Source organism: Cystobacter fuscus (assembly GCF_002305875.1).
Taxonomy (GTDB): Bacteria; Myxococcota; Myxococcia; order Myxococcales; family Myxococcaceae; genus Cystobacter; species Cystobacter fuscus_A.
In genome coordinates, this window is record NZ_CP022098.1 from 2780210 (window position 1) to 2794929 (window position 14720).

Sequence of the window (14720 nt, forward strand, 5' to 3'; positions counted from 1 at the left end):
GGGGAACCATTTTCCCGGCAGAGCACCTGGGGGCGGTGCTAATGGAGACACCTCATGAGCGGCCTCTTGCGCACCTTCCGTCGGAACCGTCTGAGGCGCCGGCCATTTCCTCCCGAATGGTTCGGTCACCTGGAGCGTCATGTCTCCTTCTTCCAGGAACTCGCGCCGGAGCCGCGCCAGCGCTTCCTGGAACTGCTCAAGCTCTTCGCCTGGGAGAAGGAGTTCATCGGGGCAGGGGGCTTCACCATCACCGACGAGGTGCGGGTGGTGGTGTCCGCCACGGCCGTGCGCCTGATTCTCTATCTGGACTTCTCCTATTACGACCGGCTGCGCGAGGTCATCGTCTATCCGGATGCCTTCAGGATTCCGGATCGCACGGGCGTGGTGTTGGGCGAGGCGAAGAACTGGGGGAGCGTCATCCTGTCGTGGCGCTCGGTGCTGGCGGGATTGCGCAACCCGCATGATGGCCACTCCACGGCCACGCACGAGTTCGCCCATGTGCTGGACCGGGAGGATGGGGCGTTCGACGGCACGCCGGAGCTGCGCCGCTACTCGCACTACGCGGCGTGGGCCTCGGTGATGGGCGAGCACTTCCACAAGCTGCGCGAGGGCCGGCGGCTGGAGCGGCAGGTGCTGGATGACTACGGTGGGGTGAACGAGGCCGAGTTCTTCGCCGTGGCCACCGAGTCCTTCTTCGAGAAGCCGCACCAGATGAAGGAGAAGACGCCGGACCTCTACGAGGAGCTCAAGCGCTTCTACGGGTGGGATCCGGCGCTCGGGCGCTGAAGGAGCGGAAACGCCCTACCGGACGGAGGACGCGGCGGTCGCGGGGGGCCTGCCATGAGCCCGCTCGCATCGCTCGAGGCCCGCTTGTGCCTCGGTGGGAGTCTCCGAGAGGAGGCTCTGTCTCTGCTTCACGTCCAGGCAAATGGGAGTGGCCGCGTTCAGCAACTCCTGGAGTCTCTTGGTTTCAATCGTCCAGAGGCGCACCGTGTTGTCCTCGGAGGTCGTCACCACCTGCGTCCCATCCGGGCTGAACGCCGCCGAATGCACCGGGCCGCCATGGCCGCGGAGGATCAGCGGGCGGCCCTGGTCCGAGCCATCCGAGCGCCACACCCGCGCCGTCTTGTCTTCGGAGGCCGTCACCACCCGCGTCCCGTCCGGGCTGAACGCCACGGAATACACCGGGCCGTCATGGCCGCGGAGAATCAGCGGGTGCTCCTGGTCCGAGCCATCCGAGCGCCACACCCGCGCCGTGTTGTCCCGTGAGGCCGTCATCACCCGCGTCCCGTCCGGGCTGAACGCCACGGACAACACCGTGTCTCCATGGTTGTGGAACACGAGCGGGTGCTCCTGGTCCGAGCCATCCGAGCGCCACACCCGCGCTGTCTTGTCCCGTGAGGCTGTCACCACCCGCGTCCCGTCGGGGCTGAACGCCACGGAATACACCAGGCCTTCATGGCCGGTGAGTACGAACGGGTGGTCCTGGTCCGAGCCATCCGAGCGCCACATCCGCGCTGTCTTGTCGTAGGAGGCTGTCACCACGCGTGTCCCATCGGGGCTGAACACCGCGGAACTCACCAGGCTTGCATGGCCGGTGAGCACGAGCGGGTGCTTCTGGTCCGAGCCATCCGAGCGCCACACCCGCGCCGTCTTGTCCGAGGAGCCCGTCACCACCCGAATCCCATCCGAGCTGAACGCCACGGAACTCACCGGGCCGTCATGGCCGCGGAGAATCAGCGGGTGCTCCTGGTCCGAGCCATCCGAGCGCCACACCCGCGCCGTGTTGTCGTCGGAGGCCGTCACCACCCGAGTCCCGTCGGGGCTGAACGCCGCGGAATACACCGGGCCCGCATGGCCGGTGAGCACGAGCGGGTAGTCCTGGTTCGAGCCATTCGCGCGCCACATCCGCGCCATGTTGTCGTCGGAGGCCGTCACCACCCGAGTCCCGTCGGGGCTGAACGCCGCGGAATACACCGGGCCCTCATGGCCGGCGAGCACGAGCGGGTGCTCCTGGTCCGAGCCATCCGTGTGCCACACCCGCGCCATATTGTCTGATGAGGCCGTCACCACCCGCGTCCCGTCCGGGCTGAACGTCGCGGAGTTCACCGGGCCCGCATGGCCGGTGAGCACGAGCGGGTGGCCCTGGTCCGAGCCATCCGTGTGCCATACCCGCGCCGTCTTGTCCTCGGAGGTCGTCACCACCCGCGTCCCGTCCGAGCTGAACGCCACGGAATACACCAGGCCTTCATGGCCGGTGAGCACGAGCGGGTGGCCCTGGTCCGAGCCATCCGCGCGCCACATCCGCGCCGTGTTGTCGTCGGAGGCTGTCACCACCCGAGTCCCATCGGGGCTGAACGCCGCGGAATTCACCGGGCCCGCATGGCCGGTGAGCACGAGCGGGTGCTCCTGGTCCGAGCCATCCGTGTGCCATACCCGCGCCGTCTTGTCCTCGGAGGTCGTCACCACCCGAGTCCCGTCCGGGCTGAACGCCGCGGAATTCACCGGGCCCGCATGGCCGGTGAGCACGAGCGGGTGCTCCTGGTCCGAGCCATCCGTGTGCCATACCCGCGCCGTCTTGTCCTCGGAGGCCGTCACCACCCGCGTCCCGTCCGAGCTGAACGCCACGGAATACACCAGGCCTTCATGGCCGGTGAGCACGAGGGGGTGGCCCTGGTCCGAGCCATCCGTGCGCCACACCCTCGCCGTCTTGTCCGAGGAGCCCGTTACCACCCGAGTCCCATCGGGGCTGAACGCCACGGAATTCACCGGGCCCGCATGGCCGGTGAGCACGAGCGGATGGTCCTGGTCCGAGCCGTCCGCGCGCCACACCCGCGCCGTCCCGTCTTCGGAGGCCGTCACCATCCGTGTTCCGTCCGGGCTGAAGGAAGCCGCCACGATGCGGTCCGAGTGCCCTTCCAGCACCGCCGTGCTCAAGGGGCGCTGGAGAATGTCCACGGTATCCTGGAGCCACTCTGGTGACGCCTCGGGATGCACCACCTCACGCAGCACGAGGGCCGCGAGGGTCGGGTCCTGCCGGTGCATCTTTTCGAACTGAACCATCCGCGCGAAATCCAAGGCCGCGGTTTTCTGGTTGAGCGCCTCCCTCCTCTCCCGTGAGGCCAGGGCCGCGCCCGCGAGGGCCAGCACCAGGAAGACGGCCAGTGTGAGGAGGCCCAACCTCGTGCGCCGCCGCTCGCGCTCCTCGGCCTTGTCGGACCGGGCGATGAGTCGCAGGCTCCTGACGGACAGCTCCCCGTGGTACTTCGCCTGCACGCGGTGCGCGTAGCCCAGCCTGTCGCCCGTGAGCAGATAGGAGGCGCCCTGGTCCTTGCTGGCCTGGTTCGACTCCCACGCCTGCGCCCACCCATCCACCTCGCGCAACTGCTGCTCCCGCTCCCAGTCCTCCTTCACCCATTCCTGGAGCGACTCCCAGCGGCGGATGAGCGCCTCGTGGGCGAACTGCACCCAGGTGCCGTCCCGCTCGCCGGGTCTGTCCTCTCCGCCCTTCACCAGCAGTCTGCTGCCCACCAGGCGCTCCAACACGGCCTCGAAGGCCTCGCGCGCCTCGGCCTCCACCGGATGCACTTCCTTCACCCACGCGCGGCGCCGTGTCTGGGGACTGGCCGCGTCGCGGAAATCCACCAGCCGCACCAGCAGCCGCCTCGCCTGGTGTTGCTGGGCCTCGGACAGCGCGGCGTACAGCCTGTCGGCGGTGCGTGTCAGTGCTCCCGTCACCCCGCCCATCTCCTCATAGGCCGCGTGCGTCAGCCAGCCGCCCTCGCGCCGCTGCCACAGCAGATCCAGCGCGTACTCCAGCAGTGGCAGCGCGCCGGGCTCCTGGCCCACGTCCTTGCACAGCTTGTCCACCAGCCCCGCCTCGGGCTCCAACCCCACCAGACGCGCCGGCCTCTCGATGATGGCCGCCACCTCCTCGCTGGCCAGATGGGCCACGAAGACGCGATAGGCCTCGTCGTACACGACGGCGTCCAGGCGCTTGCCCTCCTCGAGCACCACCTCGCCGCAGTGCTCGAAATGGTCCACGCGCAGGGTGCCCAGCAGGACGCCCTCCCATTCCGGGGCGTGCGCCAGGCGCCACAGTGTGCGCATCAGCGAGGTACACGCCTCCACGCCGCTCAACTGGGTGAACACCTCCTCCAACTGGTCCACCACCAGCAACAGCTTGCGTCCAGGCCTCGCCTCGCTCAGCCGCCTGGCTTCCTCCAGCACCTGTTCCGGAGTGACTCCGGCGCCCGGGGACAGTGCCTCGGCGCCGCGGAATGCCCGTAGCCGCCGGAGCAGGCCCGCGAGGGCGGAGGAGGCGCCGTCCTTGGCCGTGCTCTCATTCACCAGCTCACCGGGCCGCACCACCAACACGTCCCACGTCTCCGTGGGCAGCAGCGGCACCAGCCCGGCCATGACGACGGAGGACTTGCCCGCGCCGGAGGCACCCGCCACCACCTGGAAGCGCGGCGCCTGTCCCTGGACGGCCTGTTGCACCCGCTGCAGCAGACGCTGGGAGAGCGCCTCGCGGCCGAAGAAGAAGCGGCGGTGTCTGGCCTCGAAGGGCAGCAGGCCCCGGTAGGGACGGATGGCCACTGGCCGCGTGTCCGGCGCTTCCCCGGCGCGCGCGTAGAGCTGGAGCGAGGCCCAGTCCAGGTGGCGTCCCTCCAGCGCCAGCCGCCGCCGTGTCTCTCCCAGGGCCTGTTCCAGCGAGGACGAGGACTCCAGCAATTCGCCGTACAGCGTCTCCGTGAGGACGAGGGAGCCCGGCACCGACAGTGGCAGCCGCGAGGCCACCACCGCGGGCACGCCCACCCGGTGCAACTCCTGGGCGACGCTGCCCAGGTGGCTGCCCAGCTCGCCCGCGCTGCCACTCTTGCAAGCGCTGAGCACTACCAATCGCAGGCTGCCGGCGTGGGGCGCCAGCACCTGACGCAGCAGGGCTCCGTCCACCAACCGCGGCGTGTCCCCTTCGCCATCGCACCACAGCCCCACGACGCCCGCCTCCGAGCGGCCTCCGTGGCACAGCAGGTGGAGCACGGTGATGGAGCCGCCGCCAGCGGCCAGCGCCGCGGACAGGGCGCGTGGCGAGACGCCCGCCAGCACGTCCCGGCGCGTGTCGAAGTCCAGGTGCCCCGTGGCGCACGCGCGCGTGAGGGCACGCTGGTGCGCGTCGGCCGGCACCGGGCCGCCCGCGCTGGACCAGGCGAAGAGGAGGCGTCCTCCCTCGGAGGCGGGTGGGCGCTTGGAGGGCGTCTGGTCCCGGGGCCACTCGTAGCGGATGGAGCAGCCGGGCAACTCCCCCAGGTGCTGGCCGGAACCCCTGAGCGTCAGCAACTCCCAGGGCAGGGCATACAGCTCCGCCGCCGCCGAGCGCACCGTCAGGCGCACCTCGCGTCCCGCCGAGAGGGCCTGCTCGATGGCGGCCTCGTGCCGTCCCCAGTCCAGCCGGCCCAGGAAGCCGCGCAGGTGGTTGCCCAGGCGCTGCACGGCGTTGCCGTCCGGCGTGGCCTTGTCCAGCTCGGCGAGGTCCGCCAGCACCTGGGGATTCCACGGGAAGGGGGTGCTCTCGAAGACCCCTCCCTCCAGCCGGAGCTGGTAGTCCTGTTCCTCGAAGCGGAAGGCGAAAGGCTCTCCCGTGTCGCTCGCGCGAGCGAACTCCAGCACCAGCTCGTAGGGACCCATCAAGGAGGGCAAGCAGTCCACAGCCTCGGGAAAATGACAACCAGGGGGACGGGTGCTCGGCTGGTTCATTGGCATTCATCCGTTCATCGAGGCCTTGTTGCACCGGATGATGCGTACTGTGACGGTTCTTCCTCGCGGGGGCTGTGATGGGGTTCACTCGCGAAGCGTGAGGTGCGTCACATCACACCAGGTGCGGTGAATCGCCGGGGCCTGATCGATGACCAGACAACCAGCCTGCCGTGCGCCGGATTGAATGTCATGTGAGGTGGATCACAGCGGAAGCGAGTGAGGAGTTGGTATGTCTTCTCATACCAGGGTTGGGGGGGACCCGTCCCTGGGGGACGAATTCCCGCACCCTCTTCACCAAAGGCAACCACCGTGTCCGATCCCGCTCAGAGCAACCCGTCCGCCTCCGTCGCGGAGAATACGGGGCCCGATACCTTCCTCTTCGGCTCCGCTTCGGCCCATTCGGACCCCAAGCGGCTGTATCGCTACGACTACAAGAAGCTCGCGCCGCTCGCGATGATCGAAACGCTGCCGAAGGCGGAGAAGCCGAGCCTCCAGTGGATGATGCAATGCGTGCAGTTGTCCCTGCGCGCCGTGCACAATCGTTTGCATTGGGATGACGCGGTCTCGTACACGGACGTGGATACGGCGGAACTCGATCTCAGCGATCTGGGCCTCGGTACCGTGAACCTCGACGCGGCTCCGCTCCACGCGGTGAAGCCGCACGAGGCCGCCGCGGTGGCTCCGGCCCACTTCGATCAGATGAGTCCGGAGCAGCTCGCGGCGGCGCTCCCTGGCGAGGAGGGTCCGCTGTCCTTCGGCGGAGAGGAGTCCGGGCCGGGCGTGCTCTCCGTGCTCAAGCTGGTCGCGACCATCTCCCGCGAGCTCATCAAGAAGGGGATCACCGATCCGCTCGGCATCCTCGAGTTCGTGCTCAAGCGCTCCAACGTCAACAGGTCCGGGCGCCCCAGGTCCCTGGACGACTACGCGCGCTTGTTCGCCACGTTCGAGCGGCCCTGGTTCGCTGACCGGTATGATTCCGACGAGGTCTTCGCCTACCTGCGTGTGGCGGGCTTCAACCCGCTCGTGCTCCAGCGGGTGGCGACGCCGGGGGAGAAGTTCCCGGTCACCGACGCGCAGTTCCGTGTCTCCATCGGCGACGCGGGGGACTCGCTGGCCCTGGCGGGCTCCGAGGGCCGGCTCTTCCTCTGTGACTACGCGGCCCTGGCGCGCGTGAAGAATGGCAACTTCCCGGTTGGCCCCAAGTATTGCTTCGCCCCGCTCGCCCTGTTCGCGCTCCCGCGTGGCGCCTCGGGGGCGCAGCGGCTCCATGCGGTGGCCATCCAGTGCGGCCAGGATCCGCGCAATCATCCGATCTTCACGCCGGCCGACGGCGACGCCTGGAGGAAGGCGAAGGTCGTGGTCACCGTCGCGGACTTCAACCACCACGAGCTGATTTCCCACCTGGGCCGCACCCACCTGCTGATCGGTCCGATGGTGATCGCCACGCGCCGGTGCCTCCCCGACGAGCACCCGGTGAGTACGCTGCTGCGGCCGCACTTCGAGGGCACGCTCAACATCAACGACATGGCCCAGTCCACGCTGGTGGCGCCCGGGCATGAGGTGGACAAGTCGCTCGCCGGGACCATCTGGGAGAGCCGGAGGGTCGCCGCGGAGGGTCTGCTCGCCAGGCCCTTCAACGAGCTCTTCCTGCCCGCCGACCTCGAGGCGCGCGGCGTGACCAGCGACTCCCTCGAGTACCCGTACCGCGAGGACGCCCTGGAACTCTGGCACGCGATCGAGGAGTGGGTGAGCAGCTACGTCAAGCTCTACTACCGCTCCGACGAGCAGGTGCGGGCGGACGCGGCGCTCCAGGAGTGGGCGGCGGAGATCGTCTCGCGGGAGGGCGGGCGCATCCGGGGCTTCGGGGACGCGGGGGACGGGCGCATCCAGACCGTCGCGTACCTGTGCCAGGCGCTCACGATGATCATCTTCACCGCCAGCGCGCAGCACGCGGCCGTGAACGCTCCCCAGGCCGAGTTGATGACCTACGCGCCGGCCACTCCTCCCGCGGCGTACCGGGCGGCCCCGCTCTCCGAGCTCGACTCCGAGGCCAACGACTACCTCGACTACCTGCCGCCGCTCGAGATGGCCACGCTCCAGATGGAGTTCCTGCACCTGCTGGGCGGTGTGTTCTACACCCGGCTCGGTCACTACGAGACGCACTGGTTCAAGGACAAGCAGGTGGGTGAGCCGCTCGCCCACTTCCAGAAGAAGCTCGATGAGCTCGAGTCGCTGATCTCCGAGCGCAACCACACCCGCTTCGGCCCCTATCCGTTCCTGCTGCCGAGCCGGGTCCCCCAGAGCATCAACATCTGAGTCGTCAGCGGCGGCTCCGCCCGGTGGCGCCCGAGTGGCGCTCACCGGGCCCGCGCGCCCGCTCCTCCTCAGGCCGTGGCCGACACACGCGTGGTGGCCAGCGGCCGGATCACCCCTTCAGAGGGTATCCACTCCACCAGCGACACCGCCGCCCCTCCGTCCGGGTGGGGCTCGGCGCTCACCGCGGTGAACCGCGTCTCCAGCTTCGCCAACTGCTGCCGCTGGGGCTCCAACCCGGGGTTGGTCCGCAATTCCTCGAGGAAGTCGGCCCAGTCCGAATCGGGCGCCTCTGGCGAGGGCAGCCGCATCAGCCAGATCCAACTGCCGGAGTTCGCGTAGAGCACCCCGGCGTCCTGCTTCCAGCGCGCCGCGTGGGTGTGGCCGATGATGACCGCCCCCGCTCCGAACTTCTTCGCCAGACGCTGGGCTTCCCGCGACTCCGCCTCGGTGGGCTCCAGGCTGAAGTAGCGTTTGCCGCTCTGGCCCACGAGCAGCCGTTGCATGCGCGCGTAGGAGCCCAGGGCGGCGCGGGCCAGCTTGATGCGGGTCCCCAGGCTCAGTTCCGCCTCGTCCCCACCGAAGCTCACGGGGGAGGGACCCATCACTTCCTCCAACTCCTTCCGCTCCTCGTCGGTGAGGCCCGCATCGTCCACCTTCTGGGACAGTCCCAGGTCTTCCTCGCCCGGCGCGTTGGGATCGAAGCTGAGCGGCATCCGCGACTTGCGCAACAACTGCCAGAGGATGTCGAAGGTGGTGTTCTGGAACAGCAGCCTCACCGCCGAGGGGTTGACGGCCAGCGCCGCCATCACCGCTCCCTGGAAGTCCGGCACCAGCAGGTCCGCGAAGCGCATCCCATACTGCCGCTTGAGCGGATTGAGCAGCTTCTTCACCAGCAGGGAGCCGGCGGAGTAATGGTAGTCCTCGGCCCGTGCGCTGACGGGAGCGCCGGGTCCGGGCAGGTGGGCGTACTCCACCTTGTTCCAGTTGTCCCCGTGGTCTCCATGGGCGAGCAGCAGCCGCGCCCCGCCCACGTCGAGCAGCTCCGGTGCGTCCCCGCGATGGAACAGGAGCCTGGAGGCGATCTCCGGCGGTTGGCGCAGCGCCTCGCGCAACACGGCCTGGACCTCGTCCAGGGCCAGTTCGATGTCGTGGTTGCCCAGGCGCATGACGACCTCTCCTCCCGCGGCCAGCAGACGCCCCAGCGAGGCGAACACCGTCGCCGTGGAAGGCGCGGAGACGAGCGCCCGAGCCTGCCGCACCGCTCGCTCCACCTGGAGTTCGAGAGGATCCTCGTTCATCAGGAAGTCGACCGTGTCTCCATTCAGCACCACCCGGGTGGGAGGGCTGGCGAGAGAGTCGAGGAACGAGGGCAGCGCTGTCTCTCCCGCGAAGATGTCGTAACCTTGTCCATTGCCCAGGTGCAGGTCGCTCAGAATGATTGTCCGCATCTCAAGACCTCGTGAAGGGGTTGCGCCGTCAAGATTCACTTATGCAGCCTTTCCATCGCGGCCAGTCCGGCCTCCTTGTAGACCTGCTCCCAGTGGCGTAGCTGCTTGAGGGAGACGCCCACCCGTTCCGCGATGGCCCGCTGACTCTCCGAACCCGAGAGCAGTGCGAGCACTGCCTCCGCCATCTTCTCGGCGCTGGGAAGGGGCTCCGAGGCCGCCACCGGCATGCCGAACAACGACGCGGCGAGCTCCCGGGCCGAGGCGGGCCGCGCCTCCTTGCTCGCCTTGACGGTGGCGACCGGCAACTGGACCGCGGGATCCCCCAGCAGGACGTAGCCGGCCAGATCCTGGCGCAGCATCCAGAGGTGTGCCCGCTGGGTGGGGTCCACCGGATCCGGGTGGCCCGAGCGCCGGGCCTCCTCCTGCAGCTCGTAGAGCGTGGTGAGCTCCGTGTTCGCATCCGTGAAGAAGCGTGACAGCGCGTTCAGACCGACTCCGGCACGGCGCCCGGACACCAGGGAGCGCAGCAGGCCCTGGAAGCGGGAGGGCCGGTTCTTCGCCGTCGTGCCCGGGTCCTGGAAGCTGTACGACCAGGCCAGATCCATGTGACCCACGACGGCCAGGGGCCCCTGGGGATTGGCGAGCACCGTCTTGGGCAGCGCGGCGACGAAGGGCCGCTCCCCCTGCCGGGGCAGCGAGGCGAGCAGTCGATCCAACGGCCCCGTGAATTGGCCAGCGTCACGCAACTGGGACAGCCACGAGTGGAAGGCGCTCCGCGAGGGGGTCCCCGCGCCGAAGCAGGCCAGGTAGAACCAGAGGCCACCGGGGAGGAAGGGCTGGTTCGCCAGTGCCGAGGCGTCCAGCGTCTGCCCGGCGCCCAGGCTCATTGCTCCCTGGAGCCTGTGCTGCGCGTCCACGGACTTCCAGCCCTGGCGAGGAGCGCCCAACCCATGGCTCAAGGAGAACAGCACGCTCGGCTCTCGCGAGGCCGCCTGCTCCAGCAGCCTGTCCACGGACCCATTCTCACCATCCCCCAGCTCCAGGATCTCCTTCGCCGGGAAGTCACCCAATTCCTGGCGTTCGCGGCAGCTCTGGAGGCTGGGGGTGATGAGCCCCTGGTAGCCCACGCTCGTCGCCCGGGTCCCGTCATGCGCGGTGTAGAAAAGAGCGCGCGCTTGGGGGGAGGCGGAGGGGTTCTTGTCCCAGCGCAGCACCTTCTCCACATACGCCTCGTAGTCCGCGTCCCGGGAGAACGCGAGCCGCCCGATGAAACCGTCACCGCCGAGGATCTGCTGCATCTCGAGCGAGAGCTGATCCAGATCTCCGAGCATGAGCAGGTAGCGGGGCCGATCCGCCTCCGCGACCTTCTCGTCCTGGAGCACGCGCCTCTTCCATTGAGCCGCCGTGGGAGCGTCCATGTCCGGCGGTGCCCGGTAGATGCGAACGGGCGCTCCCTGGCCCTGCTGGCGCAGCTCGCGCAGGGGCGTGATGAGCGCCAACAGCCGATCCCCGTCGGGTCCCTCCGGCGCCACCACTCCCCAGCGCTGCGCGGGCAGCTCGTTGGGATCTCCGCCCGAGTCCCACAGGTGCGTCGGCATGTCGCTGGCCTCGGGCCTGGGCGGACTCAACGCCGATTCGAGTGGGAGCCCTTCCTCCAAGGTCGGGAGATGATCGTCCGCGTGTGTCAGGAGCAGTTCGAGGTTCATGTCTGGAGTTCCCGGGGGACGGTTTCAATCGGGGATGCCGAGGGCGGCACGGCCCGCCTTGCAATAGATGGCGGCGAGGCGCTCGAGTTCGCGGCGCTCGATGCCGTATTTCGTGGCGAGCTCCTTGGGGCTCAGCTCCCCGCACATGAAGTAGCCAATGGCTTCTTCGAGCTTGTCCGCGGCGATGGGCAGCGGCGCGGACGGGGGAGGAGTGGGGGGCGCGGCCGTGTATGGCTTGGACCGCTTCGACTCGACCGGGAGGCGGACCGCCGGATCTCCGAGCAGCACGTAGCCAGCGATGTCCTGCCGCATCATCCACAGATATCCACGCCGGATCAGCTCGTCGTTCGAGGGCTGGGCGCTCGTCTGGACGTCTTCATCGTGGATGCTGGCCAGTTCGCTGTCGGTGAGCGCGAGGTAGCGATACAGCTCGCGGAAGCCGATGCCGACCCGGTCCGACTTGAGCATCGTCTTCAGGGTGTTGATGAAGCGGCCCGGACGCTTCTTCGCGGGCGAGTCGTCCTCGCGGAAGCTGTAGGTCCACGCGAGATCGACATGGCCGATGAACGCCAGCGGACCGTTCGGGTTGGCGAGCACCTTCTGCGGTGTGGCGGCGACGAAGGGCCTGCCCGTCCCCGCGAGGTTCTTCACCACGTCGGGCACGCTGGGGTAGCGCCCGGCCTCGACGAGCTTGCGGAGCCAGTGCTCGTACGCGCTCGTGTCCGGAGTGCCGGCGCCGAAACACGCGAACATGAACCAGATGCCATTGGGCATGAACGTGCGCGAGGTCAGGTCGTCCCCGCGCAGCAGCCCGTCACGGCCGAAGCTCATGCTCCCCTGGCCCGCGAGCCGGTCCTCCTCCGTCGTCCAGCCTCCCTTGGGCGCGCCAGCGCCGTGGCTCATGCTGAACAAGACGCCCGGAGCGGCGTGTGCCGCGCTCTCCAGGAATCGATCCAGACCCGGCTCCATCTCCTTGCCATGGATGTCGCATTCGTTGGTGGGAAAGAGGCCCTTGCCCATCTCACCGCGCATGAGCTCGATGCCGGGGTTGATGAGCGCCTTGAATCCCGCGTCGAGGGCTCTCGAGCCGTCATGGGCCGTGTGCATGATGATCCGGCCGGATGCCTCGCGGGTCAGCTTCTCCGCGCGCAGGACCTTCTCGACATAGGACTCGTAGCCCCGTTCATCGGAGAAGTGGAGGCGGCCGACATAGCCGTCCGTGGACTGCATCTGCTGGATCGCGAGCGGCACCTGGTCGAAATCGCCCAGGATGAGCTGATACCGCGGCAGGTCCGTGTTCGTGTGCTCTCCCGCGTCGAAGTGCTTCTTGCGCCACTGCGCGGCCCCGGCCATGGTCATGGGCCCCGCCGGAACGCGGTACTCCTTGATGGGGTGCCCTCCCTGTTGCTCCCGCCGGAGCGCGATCAGCGGTTGGATCAGCTCGCGCAGGCGATCACCCCGGGGACCCTCGGGGAGGATGAGACCCCAGCGCTGGGCCTCGAGGTCGTTCGGGTCCCCGCCTTCCTCCCAGAAGTCGAGCGGCTCGTGAACCTGCTCCCGGGTGCTCTCGAGCCCGGCGGCCGCGTCCACGGGCGGACCTTCCTCCAGCATGGGCGTGTTCGTGTCGGCATGGACCAACAACAGCTCGAGGTTTTCGCTCTGCTTCGGCATGGGGTCTCTTTCAGCGTGATGAGCGGGTGTCTTGAGTGCCCGGCTTGAACGGGGCGCGTGGGCATTTCCTTCGCGGAGCCAGGAAGGTGAGCAATCAAGAGAGCCGGGCCTTGATGTCTCGCCTGTTCCGCCAGGCCCGGGTCGGAGATCGTCCCTCTTCAACAGGGGACGAGCGGTGCATGGCAGTGAGTACTTTGAGGCCTTGTTCCCGAGCGTGCTGTGATGGGCTTCACACGTCAGGTGTGAAGCCCGGTATGGCGGTCGCGGGAGGCTCGGGGGAGAGCCTCAGCCCATGGGGAGGAAGCGCACGCGCATTCCCTTGGGATGCATGGCGCCGAAGAAGAGCTTCCCCCGATACTCCTGGTGGGCGCCCACCTCGGGCAGGCTCGCGGTCAGCAGCGACACGAGGAGCATCTTGATGTTGAGCAACCCGAGCGCGCTGCCCGCGCAGGCCCGCCGGCCCCTGCCGAAGGGAAAGAAGTACCCGCTGCCCAGGGGGTTCTCCGCCAGGGTGTTCCCCTTCCAGCGGTCGGGCTCGAAGCGCTCGGGGTCCTTCCAATGCCGGGCCGAGCGATGAAGGGGCCAGCACGTGAGGAGCAGGTCGGTGTTGGGCGGCAGGACATGCCCTCCGAGGGAGACCTGTCGGTCCGGGCTCGAACAGCGCGAGTAGATGGGAACGGGAGGGAGCACGCGGAGCGACTCCAGCACGACGCGGTTGAACTCCGGGTAGCTCTCGAACACCTCGAGCGCCGGGTCCAGCTCGCGAGTCGCCAACTCGCGCACCTCGGCGACGACGCGCGCTCGCACATCCGGGTGCCGCGTCAGGAGGTACAGCGTGTGAATGACACTGCTGGTGATCGAGGTCATCCCTCCGAAGTAGATGTTGCCGATCTGCGTCGCCAGGGCCCTCTCGTCGAGCTGCGTTCCCACCCTGAGCGTGGCGTGCAGCACGCTCCTGCCCGCCCCGGGTGACTGTCTGATTTCCCGCACGAGGCTCTCGAACCGGGCTTGCCAGCGCTCGCGCGCACGTGCGCCCGCCAGGGCGAAGGGCAGGGGTACGGGCAGGTTGATCCGGTCGGTGCCGACCTTCGTCAGTGTCTGGAACGTGTCGAAGATCTCATCCTCGAGCAGCCTCCCCACGGCTTGAATCGAGAGCGCATCGAAGGCGAGACGCGCGATCACCGGCACGACATCTTCGAGAGGTTCGCCTCGCGTCGCTTCGACAAGGGCGCGCACCTTCTGGGTGAGCGCTTCACGCACGGCGTGGGCGTCGATCTCGTATCCCCGCGGGCCGATGGCGTTGTGGGCGGGGTCCGTCTCCCGCTTCTTCTTCCACTCCGCGCCGTTCGCGATGAACTCGCTCGCGTCGGTGATGATGGGGAGGAACTGCTTGCGGGGACTGGTCTTGTAGTAGCTGTCGAAGTCCCCTTCGAGCACCTGCCAGATGAGTTCCGGGTCCGTGAGGATGATCGTGGGCGCACCGAGGAGCCAGACCACGAGCATGCCTCCATGGCGCTCGGCGTACCGGGCGCAGACTTCCCAGGGGAGTCGACCGATGAAGTCCTGGGCATTTCCCAAGGGAAGGGATGGCGCGGGACCTGGAATGCCCGCGAACGCTTTCATCCGGTGGCTCCAGAGCGCTTGGAAGGCCTTCTGGGAGAGGGTCGGAGTCCTGGATGCACTGGCGTCGGTTGGGGTTGGCGTGGCGTCGTTCATCTGCGGATGTCTTCCTTTCCGGAGTGACGGGACCTCCGTAACATCTACCTCCCGGGGAGAGCGTGTCCATGCCTGCTTGCCTCGCGAGCAGGCCGATCTGATTGGG

The 14720-nt window shown here is 68.4% G+C and carries 7 protein-coding genes; 2 read left to right on the forward strand and 5 right to left on the reverse strand.

Annotated features, from left to right (window positions below):
• Positions 1–54 precede the first annotated feature (54 nt).
• Complete coding sequence (locus CYFUS_RS11570; protein ID WP_095985278.1) at positions 55–786, forward strand: M90 family metallopeptidase; 732 nt, start codon at positions 55–57, stop codon at positions 784–786.
• A gap of 15 nt (positions 787–801) precedes the next feature.
• On the opposite strand, the gene CYFUS_RS11575 is transcribed toward CYFUS_RS11570, so the two are convergent.
• A complete protein-coding gene (locus CYFUS_RS11575) occupies positions 802–5688 on the reverse strand; it encodes a CHAT domain-containing protein (protein ID WP_232537783.1) in 4887 nt (1628 codons plus the stop codon).
• Between the two features lie 378 nt (positions 5689–6066).
• On the opposite strand from CYFUS_RS11575, the gene CYFUS_RS11580 reads away from it, so the two are divergent.
• Positions 6067–8073 carry a lipoxygenase family protein gene (locus tag CYFUS_RS11580; RefSeq protein ID WP_095985280.1) on the forward strand — a complete coding sequence of 669 codons (2007 nt, stop codon included), beginning with the start codon at positions 6067–6069 and terminating at the stop codon, positions 8071–8073.
• Positions 8074–8141: 68 nt separating this feature from the next.
• On the opposite strand, the gene CYFUS_RS11585 is transcribed toward CYFUS_RS11580, so the two are convergent.
• From CYFUS_RS11585 to CYFUS_RS11600, 4 genes are all read right to left on the reverse strand, one after another.
• Positions 8142–9521: a metallophosphoesterase gene (locus CYFUS_RS11585; protein ID WP_095985281.1), complete on the reverse strand. Its 1380-nt coding sequence runs from the start codon at positions 9519–9521 to the stop codon at positions 8142–8144.
• A gap of 35 nt (positions 9522–9556) precedes the next feature.
• Positions 9557–11227 carry a helix-turn-helix domain-containing protein gene (locus tag CYFUS_RS11590; protein WP_095985282.1) on the reverse strand — a complete coding sequence of 557 codons (1671 nt, stop codon included), beginning with the start codon at positions 11225–11227 and terminating at the stop codon, positions 9557–9559.
• A 24-nt stretch (positions 11228–11251) separates the two neighbouring features.
• A complete protein-coding gene (locus CYFUS_RS11595) occupies positions 11252–12898 on the reverse strand; it encodes a hypothetical protein (protein ID WP_095985283.1) in 1647 nt (548 codons plus the stop codon).
• A gap of 285 nt (positions 12899–13183) precedes the next feature.
• Entirely contained in the window at positions 13184–14521 is a 1338-nt protein-coding gene (locus CYFUS_RS11600; protein WP_157758389.1) for a cytochrome P450, read from the reverse strand.
• Positions 14522–14720 lie beyond the last annotated feature (199 nt).